The sequence below is a fragment of the Psychrobacter sp. GW64-MNA-CIBAN-0177 genome (assembly GCF_040309585.1).
Classification (GTDB): domain Bacteria; phylum Pseudomonadota; class Gammaproteobacteria; order Pseudomonadales; family Moraxellaceae; genus Psychrobacter; species Psychrobacter okhotskensis.
In genome coordinates this window covers 138938-159594 of record NZ_JBEOOY010000006.1, presented here as the reverse complement: position 1 = coordinate 159594, position 20657 = coordinate 138938, and the positions used below count along the sequence as shown (strand labels likewise).

22 protein-coding genes are annotated in these 20657 nt (G+C 44.1%); 9 read left to right on the top strand and 13 right to left on the bottom strand.

Annotated elements, in window-relative coordinates; all coding sequences use genetic code 11:
- Positions 1-113 precede the first annotated feature (113 nt).
- Both AAEY79_RS06250 and AAEY79_RS06245 read right to left on the bottom strand, forming a co-directional pair.
- Complete coding sequence (locus AAEY79_RS06250) at positions 114-1196, bottom strand: XAC2610-related protein (protein ID WP_025652481.1); 1083 nt, start codon at positions 1194-1196, stop codon at positions 114-116.
- Between the two features lie 143 nt (positions 1197-1339).
- Positions 1340-1708 carry a hypothetical protein gene (locus AAEY79_RS06245; RefSeq protein WP_173238859.1) on the bottom strand — a complete coding sequence of 123 codons (369 nt, stop codon included), beginning with the start codon at positions 1706-1708 and terminating at the stop codon, positions 1340-1342.
- 427 nt (positions 1709-2135) lie between these two features.
- On the opposite strand from AAEY79_RS06245, the gene AAEY79_RS06240 reads away from it, so the two are divergent.
- Entirely contained in the window at positions 2136-2297 is a 162-nt protein-coding gene (locus tag AAEY79_RS06240; protein ID WP_227674769.1) for a hypothetical protein, read from the top strand.
- A 29-nt stretch (positions 2298-2326) separates the two neighbouring features.
- On the opposite strand, the gene AAEY79_RS06235 is transcribed toward AAEY79_RS06240, so the two are convergent.
- Together AAEY79_RS06235 and AAEY79_RS06230 are read right to left on the bottom strand one after the other, a co-directional pair.
- Positions 2327-2968 carry a GNAT family N-acetyltransferase gene (locus AAEY79_RS06235; protein ID WP_352287659.1) on the bottom strand — a complete coding sequence of 214 codons (642 nt, stop codon included), beginning with the start codon at positions 2966-2968 and terminating at the stop codon, positions 2327-2329.
- Between the two features lie 93 nt (positions 2969-3061).
- Complete coding sequence (locus AAEY79_RS06230; RefSeq protein WP_352287656.1) at positions 3062-4699, bottom strand: FAD-dependent oxidoreductase; 1638 nt, start codon at positions 4697-4699, stop codon at positions 3062-3064.
- Positions 4700-5150: 451 nt separating this feature from the next.
- On the opposite strand from AAEY79_RS06230, the gene truD reads away from it, so the two are divergent.
- On the top strand, positions 5151-6389 hold the full coding sequence (truD, locus tag AAEY79_RS06225; protein WP_352287653.1) for a tRNA pseudouridine(13) synthase TruD: 1239 nt from the start codon (positions 5151-5153) through the stop codon (positions 6387-6389).
- 186 nt (positions 6390-6575) lie between these two features.
- On the opposite strand, the gene AAEY79_RS06220 is transcribed toward truD, so the two are convergent.
- Positions 6576-8030 (bottom strand): diguanylate cyclase, encoded by a 1455-nt coding sequence (locus AAEY79_RS06220; RefSeq protein ID WP_227674770.1) that lies wholly within the window; start codon positions 8028-8030, stop codon positions 6576-6578.
- Between the two features lie 241 nt (positions 8031-8271).
- The gene (locus AAEY79_RS06215; RefSeq protein WP_025652474.1) at positions 8272-9153 is read right to left on the bottom strand and encodes a PHP domain-containing protein; all 882 of its coding nucleotides are present in this window, start codon (positions 9151-9153) and stop codon (positions 8272-8274) included.
- A 171-nt stretch (positions 9154-9324) separates the two neighbouring features.
- On the opposite strand from AAEY79_RS06215, the gene ispZ reads away from it, so the two are divergent.
- The 4 genes from ispZ (at position 9325) to mnmD (ending at position 13215) form a co-directional block, all read left to right on the top strand.
- Positions 9325-9876: a septation protein IspZ gene (gene ispZ, locus AAEY79_RS06210; RefSeq protein ID WP_025652473.1), complete on the top strand. Its 552-nt coding sequence runs from the start codon at positions 9325-9327 to the stop codon at positions 9874-9876.
- A gap of 176 nt (positions 9877-10052) precedes the next feature.
- Complete coding sequence (locus AAEY79_RS06205) at positions 10053-10382, top strand: YciI family protein (protein ID WP_025652472.1); 330 nt, start codon at positions 10053-10055, stop codon at positions 10380-10382.
- On the top strand, positions 10379-10834 hold the full coding sequence (locus AAEY79_RS06200; protein WP_025652471.1) for a hypothetical protein: 456 nt from the start codon (positions 10379-10381) through the stop codon (positions 10832-10834). Before AAEY79_RS06205 ends, AAEY79_RS06200 begins: the two co-directional genes overlap by 4 nt.
- Positions 10835-11169: 335 nt before the next feature.
- Positions 11170-13215: a tRNA (5-methylaminomethyl-2-thiouridine)(34)-methyltransferase MnmD gene (gene mnmD, locus AAEY79_RS06195; RefSeq protein ID WP_025652470.1), complete on the top strand. Its 2046-nt coding sequence runs from the start codon at positions 11170-11172 to the stop codon at positions 13213-13215.
- A gap of 50 nt (positions 13216-13265) precedes the next feature.
- Here the strand turns inward: mnmD and yiaA are convergent, their stop codons facing one another.
- Positions 13266-13832 (bottom strand): inner membrane protein YiaA, encoded by a 567-nt coding sequence (gene yiaA, locus AAEY79_RS06190; protein WP_201575919.1) that lies wholly within the window; start codon positions 13830-13832, stop codon positions 13266-13268.
- Positions 13833-14017: 185 nt separating this feature from the next.
- On the opposite strand from yiaA, the gene AAEY79_RS06185 reads away from it, so the two are divergent.
- The 3 genes from AAEY79_RS06185 to AAEY79_RS06175 all read left to right on the top strand — a co-directional run bounded on the left by AAEY79_RS06185 (position 14018) and on the right by AAEY79_RS06175 (position 15786).
- Positions 14018-14635 carry a hypothetical protein gene (locus tag AAEY79_RS06185; RefSeq protein ID WP_201575922.1) on the top strand — a complete coding sequence of 206 codons (618 nt, stop codon included), beginning with the start codon at positions 14018-14020 and terminating at the stop codon, positions 14633-14635.
- 9 nt (positions 14636-14644) lie between these two features.
- The gene (locus AAEY79_RS06180; RefSeq protein WP_173238850.1) at positions 14645-15082 is read left to right on the top strand and encodes a secondary thiamine-phosphate synthase enzyme YjbQ; all 438 of its coding nucleotides are present in this window, start codon (positions 14645-14647) and stop codon (positions 15080-15082) included.
- A gap of 80 nt (positions 15083-15162) precedes the next feature.
- The gene (locus tag AAEY79_RS06175) at positions 15163-15786 is read left to right on the top strand and encodes a hypothetical protein (protein ID WP_201575925.1); all 624 of its coding nucleotides are present in this window, start codon (positions 15163-15165) and stop codon (positions 15784-15786) included.
- A gap of 106 nt (positions 15787-15892) precedes the next feature.
- Here AAEY79_RS06175 and AAEY79_RS06170 read toward each other — a convergent pair whose 3' ends face one another.
- The 6 genes from AAEY79_RS06170 to tsaB form a co-directional block, all read right to left on the bottom strand.
- The gene (locus AAEY79_RS06170) at positions 15893-16570 is read right to left on the bottom strand and encodes a DUF4112 domain-containing protein (RefSeq protein WP_201575934.1); all 678 of its coding nucleotides are present in this window, start codon (positions 16568-16570) and stop codon (positions 15893-15895) included.
- Positions 16563-17501, bottom strand: a complete 939-nt coding sequence (gene ubiA / locus AAEY79_RS06165) for a 4-hydroxybenzoate octaprenyltransferase (RefSeq protein ID WP_201575936.1) — start codon at positions 17499-17501, stop codon at positions 16563-16565. The genes AAEY79_RS06170 and ubiA overlap by 8 nt, the downstream gene beginning before the upstream one ends.
- 88 nt (positions 17502-17589) lie before the next feature.
- The gene (locus AAEY79_RS06160; protein ID WP_350587873.1) at positions 17590-17829 is read right to left on the bottom strand and encodes a hypothetical protein; all 240 of its coding nucleotides are present in this window, start codon (positions 17827-17829) and stop codon (positions 17590-17592) included.
- A 157-nt stretch (positions 17830-17986) separates the two neighbouring features.
- Entirely contained in the window at positions 17987-18910 is a 924-nt protein-coding gene (locus tag AAEY79_RS06155) for a class I SAM-dependent methyltransferase (RefSeq protein WP_352287645.1), read from the bottom strand.
- Positions 18911-18977: 67 nt separating this feature from the next.
- Positions 18978-19820 (bottom strand): undecaprenyl-diphosphate phosphatase, encoded by an 843-nt coding sequence (locus AAEY79_RS06150; RefSeq protein ID WP_201577526.1) that lies wholly within the window; start codon positions 19818-19820, stop codon positions 18978-18980.
- A 97-nt stretch (positions 19821-19917) separates the two neighbouring features.
- The gene (tsaB, locus tag AAEY79_RS06145; protein ID WP_025652460.1) at positions 19918-20601 is read right to left on the bottom strand and encodes a tRNA (adenosine(37)-N6)-threonylcarbamoyltransferase complex dimerization subunit type 1 TsaB; all 684 of its coding nucleotides are present in this window, start codon (positions 20599-20601) and stop codon (positions 19918-19920) included.
- Between the last annotated feature and the right edge of the window lie 56 nt (positions 20602-20657).

Genomic DNA, 20657 nt, shown 5'->3' with positions numbered 1-20657 from the left:
AATGTCAGTTTGCTTGGTCATTGCTTATTCTCCTGTTATGGGATTATAAGCAGTTACACAGTTTTTAGGAAACTCCCACTATCTCTCACTTTAACGAATTATTTCGATATTCTTTATCTCACCCTTACATTTTTGAAATGAGTAACTTCATCCAAATTGCCTTGCACACTATTAGGTTGCGACTTTAACAGCACTGTCTGGTTAGGTAGCTTTACCGTGATGCCTTGGTTATTGATTTTATAGAGCACAGGTCTGTTGGTGAAGCTCAGTGTCTTCGTTGTTTTATCATAGTCAAACTGTCCTTCATAAAGCAGCTCAATTCTGTCTTCTTTATTTGCAAAAGCATAATATAATTGCTCGCTGCCATCTTTATACTGACTATCAATCACCAGTTTTTTGCCATTATCTATAATAAGGGTATAAATATAAGGTAGTGTGCCCGCTGCATTCTGATCATCATATTGCGGTAGCATTTCATAATTCTCGACCTTCATTTTGCCATTGACCCTTTTGCTTTCAGTAATAGATAGCAGGCTTCTTGAGTTATATTCTTCCTCAATAATACGCACCGCTACTGGCTTATTATTGATGACCTTAAACTCTTTAAACTGATGCCATGCTGCGCCACTCTTAGTCATCGTGTTTAAGGTTTTACTGTCTTTATCTATGCCAAAAAATCCGCAATAGCCTTGCGCTAGTTCAGTAAAACCTTCGCTAAGCACGAACCTGCTCCCTTGCTTGAGATAAACCTGATAAGAAGGCCCGCCGTAACAGCCGTAGCGACCATCTTGCAGTGCCAAGTCTTTTTTATTATCAAAATTAAAGTCATCGTATATGAGTACGCTATGTTCGCCATAATGCCTATTGGCAATATTAGCGCTAACCTTGTTGCCTAGTTGGTACGCTTCACTATTGCTCAGCTCATACTCTATATCAATATCAGTTGGCTGGCTGATAAGGGTTTGCTTGGTTTTGGCATCTATAATATTTATACTAGTGTTTTCTTCACTATCCTCATCGGCGCTAGTCTGAATAACCGCATAGTAATCGTCAGAAAAATCCTGAATCTGATAGTGCTGATTTGAGGTTTGAGCCAAAGCTGGCAATGTTGACATAAAAACAAGCGCACCGGTCATTATCGTCGTTGCTCTGAATCCTCTTTTAAACAAGCCTTTAGATAGAATATTGCTAGTCATCGGATAATCCTTATTCGCTTATTTTTTATTATCATAGGTCTTATAGAACAATATAAACCACTCATCAGCTATTGTTAAGTACAAAAAAAGGCGCTACTTAAGCGCCCTGTTTATATCATTACTTTTAACAGCTTTATAAACCGCTATTGAGTCAATACCCAAGTGCCATTAACATCATTAACTTTAAAGGTACCACTATCGGTACGGCTTTTACCACCAATCGTTTGCGTGACGTCAGCAGTGCACAAATAAGTGTTGTCACCTTCGGTAGTATCACAGCTTACGTTTTCTACTTTTTCAAGCGTTGGCATCATCCCTTCCATCATGCCGCTCATGGCTTTTGCCATCTCATCATTGCCCGCATTTGCCACAGCATCATCCATCATACTGTTGGCCTTATCATACTGAGCTTGGATAAGTGCCTCTACATCGCTTTCAGAAGGACCACTAGAGCAAGCCGCGAATAATGGCGTGAGAAGTAGTATCAGCGCGAGTTTTTTTAGGTTTTTCATATCGTTCTCAATGTATCTATAATGTTACTTAATTATACAGATTCCTTTCTATAAACCCAACTTAATTTTAGAAAATAAAGTCAATTTTATTCGTAAGTGGTTTTTATAGTCAAAATATCCTAGGGCGTGTCTTCAATTCAATCGATAGTCATCTAAATGGGCTAAAAATGCGACGCTATTGCTGATATTGATTTCTTGTAGCCTCTGTCTGTACAGGCACAGCAAGCAAGAAAAATTGATATGAGCAGTGCACGATTTATCGATATTACTGTTCACTCATTATACATTTCGATAAGATGAAAAGATTAAAGTATGCCGCATACAGACAGTCCATTATCGATGCTGTTATGATGATAGTATCAATAATAGTTGCGAGATGGCTGTGTGGCAAATCTACCTTTATATATTACCCATAGGCTTAGGGATTATGACATTAGCAGCAAGCTTATTATGCCTGTTTGCTTACTTAATGTCTGATGACAATGCCACACGCTTGCCCGCTTTTAATTGGTTTAAGCGCTTAATTGTCGTGGCATTTATCTTGCTTAGTATTGGGCTGTTTATGACCTTTGGGCATTTTTGGGGTTAACTCAAGTTTGATGTAGATAAAACTCACTTTTATGCGTTAACAATTTTCTCCAGTTCTAATAACTCTAAGTCCTGACGTTTGGGCTCGCCATTATTACCATCGTCTGGAAACGGCATTTTATTACCGTTTAGCTGATAGCCACGGCGCTGATAATAAGCCAATAGCTCAGGGCGATGGCTCAATATAGACATGGTCAGACGACTTGGCTGCTGATTATTTTGCTGATCACTTGATGACAAATGTCTTCCTGCGAAAGTCTCTGCCGCTTGTAGAATTATATTACCCACGCCCTGCCCTTGCAGCTCTGGATGTACCGCAAACATGCCGATATACGCTTTATTCTTACTGTCAGTGCTATTAAGGTCACTCTTATTTGTATCAGCATTAACTTTTATATCGACCGCAATACAACCCAATAGCTCACCAGTCTCCTCTCCATCGCGTTCGCCCGTTATGGTTTTTGGGTACACGAACAGATAGTGTTTTGGATTGGCGATGATGCTCGCCAGCTCAGCTTGAGTAATACGGATACCACCGACCAAATCTGCTTCATTGGTCCAGCCTTCCGTCTGCCGATAGCAGCGATTTAGCAGTTGTTCCAGTGCCTCAATATCATCGGTTTCTGCTTGGCGTAAAAATACTGATGTGCTATTCAAGTGGTTTTTATTCATAAAACTGGTTGTCCTTTTCCGTCAACATAATATAAAAGGCTGACCCAAATCAATAGGCCAGCCTTTATAGTAAACCTTAAAACCTTCTAAATGCTAGCGCGATAACGCCTGCGCTTGTTCGATAAGGTTAAACCCTGCATTGATTTGTGCGCGTGTTGGTGCATGACCACGGCGCAGTAATTCAGAAAAGGCGACTAATTCCTTATCACGTCCTAACGTACTGGCTGCACTCGCGCGCGTGTCTTCTCCATCATCGTCAAAATAATACTCAATATAATCAAGCGTATCTGGCGAACCAAACAAGATGTTGTTATCAGGCGTCGCCGCGTGTCCACTATAACGCAAGCTTTTGCCATATTGTGCCGTCCAAAAGAAAGGAATACGCTCTTCTAGCGAGTTGACATCGTTTTGATTTAAGATAGCGGCAGCGGTCACGATGCCATGTTGCAGAGCCACCCGCCAATGCTCAATACGCATACGCCCCATTTGGTTGGTCGCTTTAGCAATATCACCGAGCGCATAGACGCCATCACGCAGTTGTAGATGCTCATCCACTTGCACGCCATCTGGCGCGTTTACCTCATTTAATAGCTCGGTACGTGGGGCGACACCTGTACCTAAAATGACCACCTCTGCTGCCAGCGTACTGCCATCTGACAGTTTTACGCCGCTGACTTTACTACCTTCTCCAGTGATTTTATCAACACCCGCGCCAAATGCGAAAGTCACCCCTTTTTCTTCATGAAGTTTGATGAGCGCATGACTCACTGTTTCTGAGACGATATTACTCATGACGCGGCGGCTGCGACCAACGATAGTAATAGAGGCAGTCGTGCCCGCATCTGCCAATGCGGAAGCCACTTCCATCCCAATAAAACCTGTACCAACGATGACCACATGCTTATTATCACTGGCGGCCTTGATGTCTTTGGCATCATCCATACTGCGTAGCGTATAGACACCATCCAGCTCAGCACCTTTAAAAGGTGGTATCTTAGGCTCAGCACCTGTCGCGACGACTAAGAAGTCTGCTGTGTGCTGCTCACTATTGCCTTTTTCGTCGGTTATGACGATGGTGCGCTCATTAGGCAATACTTCGCTCACGGTCTGGTTTAAGCGTAGCTCAATATTATTGTTGCTTGCCCAATCGCTACCGCCAAGCAATAACTTATCTGCACTTAGTTGCCCTGCCAAAAATGCTTTGGATAATAAAGGACGGTTGTAAGGGGCTGTATCATCTTTACTGATTAAGGTAATCTTGCCGCCATAACCTGTATGACGCAACTGATTGGCGGTCATAAAGCCTGCGCCACCGCCCCCAACAATAATGGTATGCGTATCTGTCATTTTATCATTAGCAACACTATTATCTATCTTCGCTGAGGGATTGACAATTAGGCTATCGCCCTCATCTGTCAGCTCATATTGAGTCAGGCCGCGCATAGCAACAGGCTCTAAGAGCGAGCCATCGCGACTGTCAAAACTGCCATGGTGCCAAGGACAGACCACGCGATTGCCACAGCGCATACCGTCACCGAGATCTGCACCAACATGAGGGCATTTGCCATCAAAAGCAAAAAACTCATCCTCATCACGGGTGATTAAAATGATACTATCGTCTTTTTGCTTATATGACTTCATGCCGCCACTTGGGATGTCAGACTTATTAATAGTCACTAGATTTTTGGCAGCGATTTTATTATTGGCTTGGTTATCACTAACTTGGCTCATAGGTCATCCTTAACAGTTATAATTGTTTACTGAATAAAACGCGTTTGAGATATTCGATACACTTTAAAAAATACAGGTTTACTAGGGCGTGTCCTCAATTCAATTGATCATATCTAAACGGGCTAAAAATGGCTAAATTTTGCCAAACATCGTTAAATAGCTGGTTAATATCCCGATATTAACCAGCTATTTTCCTTGTTTGACTGCAATTTATCTCATTTTTATCACCATTTTTAAAATGAGGACACGCCCTAAGAATTACTATATTTAAAAAAGCAGATTCATTGATAGTAGCAAGCCCAGTTAGCGTACGCTGTTTATTTGTATGTTTACTGCGTTGCAAAACGTAACTTTTTAACCTTCACTAACCTTCCGAATCCTTTTGCTAGTCTTTAATACGTCGCTTTACTCTCCCAATCTAAAACCTATCATTAAAATAAAAGATAACTTTATGACTTCTCAAAATCAAGACAACCAGAACGAAATGACCGTTAATTCTACTTCTCAACCTGACTCAGACAGTAAGCCATCTAATAATGAACAGCTTGATATCACTAGTGTCGATATCGAAGCCGCGACGGATACTGCGCAATTACCACAGCCAAACTTGCCACCTATCAAACAAGCGACTTACAAGACACATAATACAGATTTCGTCGTCAATGAAATATTGCCGTTAGAGTTTACAGGCGAGGGTGAGCATCTATGGCTACATATAGAGAAGTCAGGGATAAATACGGCCTATCTGGCTAAATTACTGTCAGAGTGGGCAGAGATTCCCTTACGTGATGTCGGTTACTCAGGACTCAAAGACCGTCATGCGCTGACGACGCAGTGGTTTAGCCTACGAATACCAAAAAAGCAATTGCCAGAGTCTGAGTTTGCACCAGTAGATATCAGCGACAATGAATCAGTCACTATTCTCATTCAGCACTGGCACAATAAAAAGCTTAATCGCGGTACACATAGGGCCAATCAATTTATTATCACCTTGCGAGATATTGAATTGGAAAACGACGATAAGTCGTCTGTAGAACAGCATTTAGCCCATATAAGCATAACGGGCGTGCCCAATTATTTTGGTCCACAGCGTTTTGGATGGAATGGTAATAATATTAGAGAAGCATTGTCGCTGTTTGCGCGTCCAGCGCCAGATAATAGACCACAGCCAAAAAAGAGCAAACGTAAAAAATCACCGCGCGAGCAAAACAGCATGGAATTGTCTGCTGCGCGTAGCTTGATATTTAATGAAATCTTAGCAGCGCGGGTACGGGATAGCAGTTGGAATACAGGGCTGGCAGGTGAAGTATTTAACTTAGATGGTTCAGGCTCGATATTTACCAGTGAAACAATAGATGACACTTTACGTGCTCGAGTTACTAGCGGTGATATTCATCCGACTGGCGTATTATGGGGTATGGATAACGATAAAGTCAGTGGCGTAGCAGCTCAAATTGAAAACGATACGGTACAAAATAGTGCGTTATTAATGCAGCTGGCAATCGGTCTAGAGAAGCGCGATGTGAAAGCACAGCGGCGAGCGCTAAGACTACCGATTGAAGCAATGAGTTGGGAGTGGCAAGCCAGTCAAAATAGTAACGAGCAAACGCTGGTATTAAGCTTTACTTTGACGACTGGCAGCTTTGCCACCAGTGTATTAGGGAGTTTGGTTCAGAAACTAAGTACATAGTAGTTAACGACTTAGCGAAAATAACGACTTGGCGCAAAAAACAGTATAGTCAATTTCATATAAGCGGCTAGCCAATCGAATAGCCGTTTAGGCGGCATTTACTTGGTCAGTGGCATTTACTTGGTCAGTGGCATTTGCTTAATAGGTGGTATTCGTTCAAGAACCCTTCATTTAATTGGCACTCATCTACGTACCATAAAGCGGCTCAACATTCTTCTTTTCTGCGGCGAGCATTTTGTTGGCGCTCACTACTTGATCACGACCTCGATCCTTAGCTTCATATAAGGCTTTGTCTGCCACCCGGATCAAACGCTGGCAAATATCGTTCGGCAATTGCGCCTTTGAGATTTGTTTTGCCATTCGGTTACTGCTGTGTGACTTAGCTGTCTGTGGTTTTGAGTGCAGCGTCGCCCTATCCTTGAGCGCTATACTCTCATATTTTTGTTTGAGGCACATTTTCTCAGCATAAGTCAACGTATACAGTCCTAAACTGGCCGTTACCCTAAAACTGACGCTGTCATCGACCTTTATAATATGCTGCGCTATATCCTGCCGTAGCTGCTTAGCAATGAGCATAGCGCTATCGTGCTTGGTATCTGGCAGCACAATCAAAAACTCCTCACCACCATAGCGACTGACGATCGCCTCCTCTGTCAAAGACTGTAATAACGTCTGCGCCACCTCAAACAAAACCTGATCACCGATATCGTGTCCATAATTGTCATTGACCTCTTTAAACCAATCTAAATCCAATAAAATGACACTAAAATCTTGATCCTCGTCCACTGTCATGAGCGCCTGCTGCATTTGTGTCAGGCCATAACGGCGGTTTTTGAGCTTGGTTAACTCGTCTTGATTGGCATGTAACAAGATCTCGTTTTTACTATCATCCAATATCAATAACAGGGTACGAAACATATATACGATAAAAACGGCTTTGGGCAGGGCTAAATACACATGAGTTGAGCGCCAAAAGAGCGTTGACGATTGTTGTAAGGCACTAACACTGTCCCAGCCTAGCGCTGTATTTTTAAAGATGGCAGCGGCAACCATGTTCTCGACCGCCATGACTTCGTTATAAGTTAGATAACTTGGGCTATCAAGAATGGGGTAGATCACTGTTAACTGGCGCAAATTGGGCAAATCGATACCGAAATAAGGCGCTACAATAGCCAACAAAATCAGTAAAACCTGCAGCAAAAACACCCGCCACGCATAACGCCGCTTGATCAGCACCATGCCTAACATGGCACCGCCAACCAACGATACTCCCGCAAACAAACTGCTGTAGCCTATCATCACGACGACCACGGCAATGTAAAGGGTATAAGGCACAATTAACATAATTTGCCATTTATCCAAGTCTTTACAGTTGTTTCTAGTACGAGATAAGTAGCCGACCAGCCACCAAGAAAACAACCCCATTACTGTCACTCCCAACCATAATGGGTATAACAGATGGATATTGACATAATCATCGAGCGCATCTCGAAAGCACCAAACCATCAAGCACCACAGCCAATGGGTGGAGACTTCTATCACCACAAATAAGGCCAGCAGCGACGCCCTATCGGCTGCCTGCCATTCAAAAATAACTCGGGAGAGTCTTTTATAGCCTAGATGAGATATCTTTACAGCCATAATTGGGCTACCGCAGGTAGTATAAAGTTAGTAAGCTCAAATTAAAAAACAGTTCTCTTTGCCTTAAGCTTACTCTGAATAGCGCGTTTAGTCTGATAATTTTTACTTTATTTATAGCGTTGCTGTACTGGCTAATATACTAGGGTATATCCTCATAAAATGAGGGTTCAGTTTAAAAAATAATCATTTGTTGATCAAGTAGTTGAATCATACTTATCGATTATTTATAACGATTTTTAAATTAAGACAAAGTCGCAAAAGACTGCCAAATACCTTGCTGTTCAGGGTGCAATACTGGTACATCACCTATACGTCGCCACGGCATATTACTACCATGGAAGTCACTCCCTATCGAGGTAACGAGCTGGTGCTCGGCTATGCTGCGATCCACCATTCTACGAGTACTAATCGGCTCACTATTGGCAGGCAGCTCACAAGCATCGCCGCCCAACTGAGCGAACTCTTCGATAAGCTTACGTACTCGTGTCGCCGAGAGCTGATAGCGCGTTGGGTGCGCTAGGACTGCTTTGCCGCCGCAGGCATGGATCAGCTCAATCCCATGCTGCATCGTCAATGCCTCGATTGCCACATAAGCAGGTTTATTGTCCGCCAAATACTTATCAAAGGCTTTTTGTACCGTCTTTACGTCACCGCGCTCAAACAGCACTTGACCAATATGCGCGCGTCCAACCGCTTGTGGATTGCCGCCAGCTTTATCCAGTATCGCTTGCCATAGCGTATCAAAATCAATCTCTAGCAGCGTACTGAGCTTTTCGGCGATACGCTGACCACGAGTCGCACGACTGTCTTGTAATTGCTGCAATGTTGCGTGCATTTTATCAAAATCGGTAAAATCCAATCCCAGCACATGAATGATCTTGTTGGTAGATTTGTTTTTGCCATAACCACCGCTCAGCGTATGCTCACAGCTGATTTCAACGCCGTTAATAAGCGTCATGCCGTAGCCCGTGGCGGTTGCCCTCGCCTCATCGATGCCCGCTAGGGTATCGTGGTCTGTCAATGCCAATACATCGACACCAGCCGCATGAGCACGCTGCACCACTTCCGTTGGCGCATAGGTGCCATCAGAGCAAGTACTGTGACAATGTAAATCGATTTTCATAAAAATAGCCTTAAGGTTTTGAATATGGTAATGCTCATGAGTATGGTATCAATAAAATGCAAGAAAATGGCAAAGGCAGGTCATATAAAACGATTATCGTGTTGATTGCTTTTTTTTGGTGCAGTAGACGTGTAAACTACCCTATACGTTTTGTTGGACATGCCACACGCTATGAAAGCTCTATTAGACTTTATTCCCTTAATTGCTTTTTTTATTGTCGCCCGTACCCAAGGTATTTTGGCGGCAGCAGGCGCTTTACTGATTGCCACGATTGTTGTCTATGCTATTCACTTTATTCGCCAAAAAGGTAAATTTGATAAGCAGCAATGGGTGGTTTTATTATTGACCATCGTATTCTGTGGCGGCACGCTGTTGCTACGCGATGACATTTACTTGCGCTGGAAGTCACCGATTATTAACGGCATCTTTGCCTTGACGTTATTTGTCAGTGCCGCTATTAACAAGCCGTTGATGCAGTTGGCCATGAAAGAGGTCTTTACCCTTACGCTCAGTGGTTGGAAGAAGCTAACCGTCGCTTGGGCGCTGTTTTTTGCCATGATGGGTGTACTACATTATATCACGGCATTTACCATGTCAGATGAGGCTTGGATTAACTTCAAAACTTACGGCTGGATTCCCATTATGTTGGTGTTCGTGGTCGCGCAGTTTGCAGTATTAAAAAAATATATCAATCCAGCGCTGACCGATAAAGCGGCTAAATAAGCACTGGTTAGGTAAATAGTCGCTAGATAAGTAAGCATAAGAATAGTCCAACACTCGCCATTTGGTATGCAAGTTTATTATCTTATAATAACTGATTACTGCTAAATTCTAATATTGATAATGATTAATCAGTAACGATGGTACGGTTTATTATTACTGTTTATTAAGGAATTATTATGTCTTTATTCGCCATTATTGGTCATGACGTTGCTAATAGCAGCGCACAACGGCAGATCACCCGTGCTGAGCACGTCGAGCGTCTGCAAGCATTAGACCGCGAACAACGGTTAATTATCGCAGGTCCGACCCCTATTGAGCATGGTAAAAGCGAGATGTCAGGCAGCTTAATCATCGCTGACTTTGACTCACTTGAGGCAGCACAAACATGGGCAAACGCTGAGCCCTATCTTCGCGATGGTGTGTACAGTCACGTCGACATTAGACCCTTTATCCATACATTGCCCAAGCCAGATGATAGCGCCTCAGACAAAGTAGTCAAATCGTGAATCAGTGCGTATCCTGGTCAAAAAACCGCTACTATCAACGCAGTCTTGCTAGCGTCATGCTAATCACGGCTATGTCAGCAATGACAGCGTACGCTGCGCCAACGGTCACAAATGTGAATACCGCTACGACAGATCCGTTAGCTACAGCGCCGTTAGATGGACAAGCGGCTACCACGCCAGCAATGAATCCTAATTCAAGCCTTGATATTAATAATACCTTGGCAGCACAGTTGCAACCTTCCAACAAGGCGCTAAACGCTGCCAATCAAGAGCTGCTCAGTCGCAATGCCCAACTACAACGACAGGTCAATGACTTGCAGACCCAAGCCAATGTGTTGGTTTATGAGAGTAAAGGTCAGCTGTTTTTATATGGCGCGTTCACGGTATTGATCAGCTTATTGGTAGGTATTTTTGTGTCTTGGTTAGTATTTGTGCGCCGTGAACGCTGGTAATAGCTGCATATCTATACTTAACGGCACTTAACGGCATTTGATGGACTTAAATTTCTCTGATGCTTCCCATATATCGTCAATCCAAAATAATATCAATACAATGAAACCGAGTGCAAGCTATACATGAGTATGGTCAGTGAGGTGGATGCTGTCGTGATATTATGGTTGACATATAGTCAAACTATTCTAAAACGCGATGGTATTGCTGATATCAATTTTTTGTCGCCTCTGTCTACGCGGGCACAGCAAGCAAGAAAAATGGATATCAGCAGTGCCTGATGTGTCGATATTATTCCTCACTCACTATAGCTAAAAACGCTCCTAAGAACTTTGCCATGTCTAACGCTCAAATTAAAAATGCTGAACAGCCCAATATTATTACGCCTGCCAACATCGATTGGCAAACGGATGATACGGGCAATAGAGTGCCGGTATCAGGCGAGTTTGGTGATGTCTACTTCTCACACGCCGATGGTCTAGCAGAGTCGCGCCACGTGTTTTTAGCGCACAACCAACTGCCCGCGCGCCTCGCAAACCTTGCCCCAAAGCAATGCTTTACAATCGCTGAGTTAGGCTTTGGGACAGGACTGAATCTTTTAGCGACTTGGCAACTATGGCGACAGCTGCGTGATAAGCAGCCACACTTAGCCACTGCTCGCCTGCATTTTATAACGACAGAAAAATATCCTATTCCCCTTGCAGATTTAACGCAGATACTCACCTTGTGGGGGCAGCGCGCGCCTGAGCTTACCGAATTCATTGAGCCTCTACTAACGGCATACCCACCCCTTATCGCGGGCTGTCATCGTTTGAAGTTTTTTGAGGATAATCTGACCGTTGATATATGGCTTGGCGATGCGGCCGATAGCTTGGGCAAATTAGCAGTAGATACATCCCTTAAGCCTACGCCCTACATCGATGCTTGGTTTTTAGACGGCTTTGCCCCTTCTTGCAATAGCAGCTTATGGGCTGACGCTATCTTTGCACAAATGCAGCGTTTATCACGACCAATGACTACCGCCGCTACCTATAGCTGTGCCGGTATCGTCAAACGTGCATTGCAAGAGTGCGGCTTTCAGATTAAAAAAGTAAAGGGCTTTGGCCGTAAACGCGAAATGCTAACGGCAGTCATGAGTGATCCTAAGCTCGCAGATGATAACCATAGTATAAATGGTAATGCTGCGCTGCCTAGCGAGCGTGAGCAGAGCCATACCGTCGTTATTGGTGCAGGCGTCTCTGGGCTGCTAACGGCTTGGTCACTGGCCAATCGCGGCATTCAAGTCAGCTTGCTAGATAAATCAGCGCCTTTAGCGGGTGCTTCAGGTAACCCACGCGCCCTACTCGCGCCCAAAATGACACCGCTTCATCATGTCGACGAGCATCTGCATAGCATAGGCTATCTCTACAGCAGTCGGCTCTATCGCCTATTTAATACCAGGGCTGAGAAAGAAGGCATAGCACCGATAATTGAGCCAACTGGCGCGCTTGATTTGTTAATCAAAGCCAATATCGGTACAGAGCAAATCGCTGATTATCCTGACGATATGGCAACCACACTTTCCTGTGAACAGGCACAAAACGCGAGCGGCTTAAAAGTGCAGAATTTATCAGAGAACTTGTATTTGCCCCAGTCTGGCTTAGTCAATCCGCAGGCTTTAAAAAATATCATACTCATGCATCCGCTCATCCGTTTTCAACAATTAGACGTTAATAGTATTAGCGAAGCGCAGGAGCATGTTTGTATTGAGGGCATTAACCAAGATAAAGGTTTGCTCTCTATTACCGCTGATAATGTCGTCATTTGCGCAGCTTATGAAAGCCATACGCTGGACAAGCGTATTTTTGATTGCCGTAAAATTCGCGGTCAGCTCTCGTGGTTTGTCCCAACCGCTGAGCAGTACGCGAAGCTACCCAAAATACCTTTGAAATATAGCGGTTACTGCGCCTCATTTACCGGGCAAACGGGTGATGAACAATTAAATAAGGTAATAACAGGTGCACCGCATTTATTACTGGGGGCTAGCTTTATACGCGATGACACAGCCACGGATATTCGTCATGAAGAACACAGTATTAGCCGTGAAAAACTAATCACTGCCATACCTGAACTCGCGTCCATTATTCCATCAGATACTTTGCTTTGGCAAGGACGAGCGGGCATTCGCACCCAAACGCCTGATTATCATCCAATCGTTGGACAGTTAGCCCAAAGCAAACGGATGTGGCTTATGAGTGCGATGGGTGCTAAGGGTTATGCACTGGCACCCATATGCGCTGAGGCCTTGGCAGATATGATGTTAGGGTCGTTTCCACCCTTATCGACAGCGATGCTTGCGCGCCTGTCGCCAAATCGTACACGCTTGCAGACGCCGCTCATTTAAGCAATTTGAGCATAGCGAACAAATTTAGCTATACTTTTTACCTATTTTGTTTAGCTGTCTTTATCACTACTGTCCATTCTTGACTTAACCGCACCAAACAATGATTTGCCGGACTCTGATGTATTAGAGTGTTGATTAGATATTCGCGCCGTACCATTACCATCTACGTTTAACGTTGGGGCGATAAGCGTGCGAATTTGCGCTTCATCCCGAGTGTTTTTTTGAATCGTCACCGCTGCAAATAGACTCATGGTAAATGCCATCATATAAAAGCCTTTTTCGCTTAAGCTCAAACCCCCTGCATTCATGAGCCCAACGGCAATAAGAAAAATGGATACCGCCAGCGCTGCCCAACTGATTAAATAATATAAATTGGTGGTTGGAATACCCTCAGCGCGATCACGTAACGTTTTTTGCAAGCTAATCGCAGAGTATAGACCCAGTGCCAAAACGGCAAAGTAGTAGCCTTTCTCATTAAGTAGCATACTTTGTGCATTCCATAATCCCAGCAGATAGGCCAATACGCCTACCAGCATCACGGCCCAAGAGGTACCGACATAAGCAATGGTTGGCTTATAAGCCGCTAGCTGACTTTTCGTAATTGTGTCATTATCCATTATCATCCTTAACTACTTATCAATTATTATTTATTAATCGCATCGCTAATAAATAGAGTAATACTCGCCAACTAGTGTTGTCCCTTCAGGTAAAATAGCACAGATGTGTTATGTTGTAATATAGAAATATTTTAAATATAGCGATACTCTTATCATCATCGTTTTTATCACGACAGAGTCTAAACATGTCTTTTTTTAGTTTACTGATTTTGCTAAGCCTGATCCTTATTGTGCCGATATTCTTTGTGATGAAAGAAAAGTCTCGACAGTTGCAAATTGGTTCAACACAGCGCCATCGCGAGTATCTGGCGTCCGCGACCAAGGCCTCATTAGAGAATAATACTAAGGTGGCTACAAGTGAGGTCGTGAATGGACTTGCCGTTATTAACTTCTCATCGCAGCACCCTTTTATAAAACGGCTGTATGATGAGCGCGTACCGTCCGCTTTTCGAGCAATCATGGACGATATTGGTCAACAGTATGAAGGCACCCATCATCAGCAAATAACCGAATCACAATTATTTACTCTCAATAAATTAATAGAAACTCGGATTCCTGAATTGATTGATGACTATCTCAGCCTTGATGCAAACTATGCAAAAACCGTCATTATTGATAGTGATAAAGCAGCGACCAGCTACACCATGGTATTGGAACAATTGCGCTCTATTTTGGACTTTGCACAAAAGCTCAATACCCAAAGTCAAAGTGGCGTCGTCGATAAGCTTCTTGCCAGCCGTCGCTATTTGGATGACGTATATCAAGAGAGCGGAACGACAGCTGATATATTAAAAATAAAGTGAGACCTGCCAATGGCTTATCAACAAACCACCCTAACCCTTCCTGCCTACGCGCGCGGCATTCACATCATAACGCCGCTGATTGAAGAGGCCATTAGTCAGCTCTTACCGAATTCGGCTAAAGCAGGGTTGATGCATCTATTTTTACAACATACCTCCGCAAGCCTAGCCATCAACGAAAATGCTGACCCGGATGTCAGACTAGATACCGAAGACTGGCTGAACAAAATCGCGCCAGCCGATCAACCGGAATATCGCCACACCTTAGAAGGTTCGGATGACCTACCAGCGCATTTTAAAAGCATGCTGTTTGGCGTAAGTTTGACTGTGCCGCTGGTAAATGGAGCGCTAGGACTAGGAACGTGGCAAGGCATTTATTTATGTGAACATCGAGACCATCTTGAAACGTATGGTGGCAATCGCAAAATTATCATTACCGTCAATACTTAATCAATGGTCACCAATGGTAGATTGTTCCTTACCCTTTACTGTGCTTAAATAACCCTCTCTTTACCAATAGTCATCTGCTTATGAAAACCCATCTATTTACGCCAACCAAGCCTACGCGCTATCTTCGTGTACTGCCTGTTATTTTTTTGAGTATGTTTTTAGTCACTGCTTGTGAAAAGTCATCAGAATCTGAGACAGTTAACGGGACCACCACTGATGCAGCAGTCCAAACGACACCTGTGACCTCTAACATCAATGTACCTGAAGTGACGGATAGAGAGGCAAATGCCGCTGAAACTACTGTAGACTCAGCGCAAGATGTGAGCTTAAACGAGCTTGAGAAAGACCTTGAACCAATGGATAGCGCAGCAAACAACGCGGCTGTTGCGCCCAATCCAGAGCAAGCCATCAAGGGCGCACAAATCACTGACGTTCGCTATAAAAGCGCAGCAGGTGAATCGTTATCTGTCGTTTTTGAAACCTCAGCAGCAGGCATACTCAACGCTATCGTCACCTTACCCAACAAACCAAAAATGACCCTAAGCGCGCCAGAGGGTCAAGGCAACAATCCGACTTACCGCTCAAGCGATGGCAGTATTCAGTTGGTCAGTCATGCAGGTGGTGGTAGTATTGATTTTATTCGCAATAATAAAGTTACCAGCTTTGATGCGGTCAGTGCTGAAGCGGAAGTCATTACAGAATAACGATGGCAAAAAAACTAACATTAATAAATAGACACTAAAAAAGCATGCAATAAAAAAGGCGGCAAATATTATAGATATTTGCCGCCTTTTTTAGGCTTGTGGAGCTTTAACCAAAACCAGTTGTGTTGCCAAACAGACTTACCAGCCAGCCAATCATTGCCCACAGTCCCCAGCCAATCACTACAATGACGAGTAAGCCGAGCATATCAGGAATATGTAGATACAACCATGCAACGACTGGATTACGCCAAAAGAAAGCAAAGCGGCTTTGCTGCTGCCTGTATTCTAAGGATTGATGCAAAAATGGCCGATCCATATGCATGGTCTCAGTGATGCCATATTCTTCGTGGAGATGCTCGTGCACGATGGTCAACGTCTTGCGACTGGGACGAATAAAGATATCAAGCAACGTGCCAATGCCCGGTACGATACCCACGACCATATCAATCAGTGCCAATCTAACCGCTGGCGTCATCTTATGCGCAGGGACGCCCAACTGCCGACCTAATATAAAAGCATAGCTGGTCAAAGCCAATCCAGCCAAATCTCCTGCCAGCGGAATGGTCGAGAGCGCTGCATCAGCGCCCATGCCTTGCTTGGTAAAAGGCACACGTACCAGCGAATCCATCGTATTGGCAAATTTTGCCAGCTTACGCTCGGTCGCGATGACTTGTGCGCGTGTTAGGCCATGCGCGGCTAGCTTTGCCTGATAATCGATAACTGGCGCATTAATATCAGCGCCCTTTTTCGCTTTTGACTTTGAGAGCTTTTTGAAGTTATCCATTAAAAGTCGTCCATAAACAAGCGATGGCGATAAGAGCAAAGACGTAACGCCCTACCCATATGTTGGCTAAAAACGCCTGAAAACAAGCCATAGCTTGACGACTGGCACAAGCGCTGTTTTGCTTGGCGAACATCATTGCGACTAGTGCCAAACCAAATACGGGTATGACACCTAACGTCGTCGGTGCGAAGTAATGCCACATAACCATGCCCATGATCAGCAAAAACAATGTTTGTAGCAGCGAGATAATAATCACATCGTAGCGACCGAATAATATCGCCGTTGATTTTACCCCAATTTTTAAATCATCCTCACGGTCAGCCATGGCGTACTGGGTATCATAGGCCACTGTCCAGCACATATAAGCGATAAATAACAGCCAACCCCAGATATCAGGTGCGCCCTGTATCGCCACATATGACATCGGTATCGCCCAACCAAAAGCGGCAGCTAAAAACACTTGCGGCAAATGGGTAAAACGCTTCATAAATGGATAAATGAAGGCCAGTATGAGAGCGCCAAGCGACCAATAGAACACTTCAACGGGCAGGAAAAACAGCAAACCAGCACTGAGTGATACCAGTACTAAAAAGGCCGCAATGGCTTCCTTGCCAGACAAGCGCCCATCGGCAAGCGGTCGCCCTTTGGTGCGGCTCACATGACCATCGACCTTGCGATCGGCAAAGTCATTAATCGCGCAACCTGCCGCCCGCATAAAAATCGCGCCTAGCGCAAAAAGTACAAATATCTTGAGGCTTGGCAAGCCTGCTGTTGCCCCTTGCTGCTGCGCTTGACCCATAGCAGCCAGCATCACGCCCCATAGCGTTGGCCAGAGTAACAGCTCAATACCAACGGGCTTATCAAAGCGCGTCAGCTGCAGGTAAGCGTGTAGCTTTTCTTTAAAACTTAAAGCTGAGTGATGGTTGGTCATGGAACCCTTACCTCTAAATATACCTTTTTTAAATAATCAGCATTTCAATGCATTGTCTCTAAGTTTGCCATTTCTTCGCAAACAGTCTCTAAACGTTCTGCCACAGTCGATTTGCTTCGATGAGTGATATCTCAGGATATTGTTTGCGTAAGGCTTTAATGGCGGCAACTTTCTGTTTTTGTACGGCTTGTTGACGCAAAAACGCCAATTGCTCTTGCGGATTGCCTAACTCTTTAAGACGTGCTTCCAGCCGTAGAATTCGGGTGCGCAGGATGATATTTACCAATAGCAAGCCGGCACCCATGATCCATATTATTAACGTTGTCATCCCTGCTCCTAAACTTAATAGCCTTAAATTTAATACATTTAAAGTTAGCAATCATAAAGTTAACAATCGGAAACCTGCTCACTAAGCACATTTATGATAATCAAAAACAGCTATTAAAAAGCAGTGATTAAAAAACCATGTTTGAAAATAACAGCCATCAAACAAAATAACCATCAAAGCGTACGGCTTCGTTATGCCAGCTTTCACTGGGTTGTTGATTAGCGAGTAACGGTGCCAACTGTGGACGCTTGACGACTACGCGACCCCGTAGTTGTGTGTGTTGCCCATTCTGACGAACGACTGCTTGCGCAGATTGTAGCAATTGTAGTTCTTCCTCTGAGGTCGGCGGGCTAGCCAACTGATGCAATGCTTGCATATGCTTGCCCACTTTAGCACCTTTACCTGTTTTACTATCTTGGTAACTGTCCTCTGGAAACATCGGATCCAGATATACCACATCGATTGCTTTCGCATCGACTTCTTTAGCGTTATCCGCATCAGCTTGTAGGCTTGCAAAATAACTATTTTTAAAATAACTGAGCGCATCAGTATTGATAATCTGTAGCCGACTCATAAGCTTTTGCCAATTTGCTAGCGCACTCATACGCTGCTGTTCTGCTAGCAAAAGCAGCGCCATCAAAGGCTGCTGCTCGAGCATAATGACCTGTGCACCCGTACTGGCCAATATCAGACTATCATGACCAAATCCCGCTGTGGCATCAATAACCTGACTGTCCGATGTAATTTTTGCCGCTTGTAATAATAATTCAGACTTACGCCCCGCACTCACCACACGGCGTTGCAGCTTATCCCATTCGGGTGCAACACTCAGTCCATCGCTCAGCCATGATAGCTTGTTTTTGTCATCTAATAGTAAGATAGGTTGGGTGGCTGTCTGGCTTAATTGCTGGCGACGTTTTTGATTAAGCTTATCGGTAAACAGCTCAAGGTGTAAAATAATGGGCAGCTGATGAGCAATTATCAACGCTTGTATATCTGCAACCTGACTATGCTGAGACTCGCTAACGTAGACAAGTTGGCAATGTGTAAAGCTATTAGATACTGGTTGCAAACTGCTCATAATAGCCCTTCCTTCTTACCACTCAAAACCGCATGTATTATCATAAAAGCCTATTTCATCATAAAACTTAGCCTGCCATTTGATAACCAAAACCCCAAGCAGCGACCAAGACGATGACGCCAGTGACAATACGTAGCCACGCAAAGATTTTGAAATCACGACGACTTACCCACGCAACCAACAGGCGAATACATAATAAGGCAACGATAAATGACACCACTGTGCCGATGCCGAGTACTAACCAATCTTCACTGTTGGTTAAGACGTCATGATGCTTAAGCAAATCTAATAATGCTGCACCGACGATGACCGGAATACCTAAAAAGAACGAGAACTCAGCGGAAGCTTTACGCGAGACACCGAGCCATAATGCACCGATAATAGTGGCACCCGAGCGCGATGTTCCGGGTATCAATGCCAGACATTGCAGCAGACCTATCATCAATGCTGTTTTTAAACTGACGTCTTCTGCTTCTTGCGCAATAATCGTCTTAGGGCGATTTTCGACATAGAATATCAGCAGACCACCGATAATAAGCATAATTGCTACGACGATAGGATTAAACAAATAAGCCTTGATTTCGTCAGCGAAGGTAAAACCAACGATCATCACTGGAATAGTCGCCACAATTAAGCTAAGTCCTAGCTGTCTTGGATTACTCATACCTTCTGCTTTACCTGTCAGTAAGCCCATCAGTGCTTGCCACAGTCTGCCCCAATAGTCATAAATGACCGCCAAAATAGCGCCAAGCTGCACGACTACCACAAACAAATCGACTTTTTCTTTGGTCCAAAAGCCCATCAAATCGGCTGATAAAATCAAGTAGCCAGTGCTAGAGATGGGTAAAAATTCAGTGATACCTTCAACGATACCCATGATGACAGCTTGAATTAATAAAATGATATCCACGATGGCTTTCCTAGATACGGACCGGTTGGTTAATAGCGTTTTTAGAGTATTGTTATATGTTATATAGCGCTGATAATGGCTGGCATTAATATGATGGTTACGCCTTACCTTGCTCTTTTAGCGTTTTCCACGCTTGATTGCGAAGATACTTTGGTAAAGCTTGTGAGGCTTCTGTACCACCTGTCGCCATGAACTGAGCAATACCAAGCTGCCCTATCACAGTAGCGTCAGGGTGAATATCTGCCTGAATTATCTGACCGTCACGTAATGCTAATAGCGACGCCCCATTACCAGCGATAGGAATATTAAGCATCGTCTGGCTGTCATAATCGAGCAACTGCTCGGTATCTTCGCCATTTTCTTGATTAACCGCCTGCATCAGGTCATCTGTTGCAGCATATTGCCCAAAATAAACTTGCTGCATACGGGCGTCAAGGGCGCTATAAACGTCGGTCTGACCGTATTTCTGATACGCACATTGAGCAATCGCTTGTAGGCTTGAGACACCCACACAAGGAATGTCATGAGCAACAGACAATGCTTGCACGACTGCCGTATTAATGCGTATACCGCTAAATGCACCAGGGCCACGGTTGAATATCAAGGCTTGCAAATCAGCAAGATTGAGCTTAGCTTCGGACAGTGCCGCATCAATCATCGGCAGGATTTGCTGCGTTTGCTGGCGTTTACCCGTCTCAGTATGACTCGATAGCACTTGACCACTGACATCTAAAATCGCGATCGAACACTGATCGAACACGGTATCCATTGCTAAAAACATCATAACCTCGGCTTATTCGCTTGGTATTATAAAACAGCGCCTATCATAGCATTTAG

Coding starts and splice junctions, on each gene's coding strand:
- AAEY79_RS06250 (WP_025652481.1), bottom strand. CDS start 1,196: ATGACTAGCAATATTCTATCTAAAGGCTTGTTTAAAAGAGGATTCAGA.
- AAEY79_RS06245 (WP_173238859.1), bottom strand. CDS start 1,708: ATGAAAAACCTAAAAAAACTCGCGCTGATACTACTTCTCACGCCATTA.
- AAEY79_RS06240 (WP_227674769.1), top strand. CDS start 2,136: ATGACATTAGCAGCAAGCTTATTATGCCTGTTTGCTTACTTAATGTCT.
- AAEY79_RS06235 (WP_352287659.1), bottom strand. CDS start 2,968: ATGAATAAAAACCACTTGAATAGCACATCAGTATTTTTACGCCAAGCA.
- AAEY79_RS06230 (WP_352287656.1), bottom strand. CDS start 4,699: ATGAGCCAAGTTAGTGATAACCAAGCCAATAATAAAATCGCTGCCAAA.
- truD (WP_352287653.1), top strand. CDS start 5,151: ATGACTTCTCAAAATCAAGACAACCAGAACGAAATGACCGTTAATTCT.
- AAEY79_RS06220 (WP_227674770.1), bottom strand. CDS start 8,030: ATGGCTGTAAAGATATCTCATCTAGGCTATAAAAGACTCTCCCGAGTT.
- AAEY79_RS06215 (WP_025652474.1), bottom strand. CDS start 9,153: ATGAAAATCGATTTACATTGTCACAGTACTTGCTCTGATGGCACCTAT.
- ispZ (WP_025652473.1), top strand. CDS start 9,325: ATGAAAGCTCTATTAGACTTTATTCCCTTAATTGCTTTTTTTATTGTC.
- AAEY79_RS06205 (WP_025652472.1), top strand. CDS start 10,053: ATGTCTTTATTCGCCATTATTGGTCATGACGTTGCTAATAGCAGCGCA.
- mnmD (WP_025652470.1), top strand. CDS start 11,170: ATGTCTAACGCTCAAATTAAAAATGCTGAACAGCCCAATATTATTACG.
- yiaA (WP_201575919.1), bottom strand. CDS start 13,832: ATGGATAATGACACAATTACGAAAAGTCAGCTAGCGGCTTATAAGCCA.
- AAEY79_RS06185 (WP_201575922.1), top strand. CDS start 14,018: ATGTCTTTTTTTAGTTTACTGATTTTGCTAAGCCTGATCCTTATTGTG.
- AAEY79_RS06180 (WP_173238850.1), top strand. CDS start 14,645: ATGGCTTATCAACAAACCACCCTAACCCTTCCTGCCTACGCGCGCGGC.
- AAEY79_RS06175 (WP_201575925.1), top strand. CDS start 15,163: ATGAAAACCCATCTATTTACGCCAACCAAGCCTACGCGCTATCTTCGT.
- AAEY79_RS06170 (WP_201575934.1), bottom strand. CDS start 16,570: ATGGATAACTTCAAAAAGCTCTCAAAGTCAAAAGCGAAAAAGGGCGCT.
- ubiA (WP_201575936.1), bottom strand. CDS start 17,501: ATGACCAACCATCACTCAGCTTTAAGTTTTAAAGAAAAGCTACACGCT.
- AAEY79_RS06160 (WP_350587873.1), bottom strand. CDS start 17,829: ATGACAACGTTAATAATATGGATCATGGGTGCCGGCTTGCTATTGGTA.
- AAEY79_RS06155 (WP_352287645.1), bottom strand. CDS start 18,910: ATGAGCAGTTTGCAACCAGTATCTAATAGCTTTACACATTGCCAACTT.
- tsaB (WP_025652460.1), bottom strand. CDS start 20,601: ATGTTTTTAGCAATGGATACCGTGTTCGATCAGTGTTCGATCGCGATT.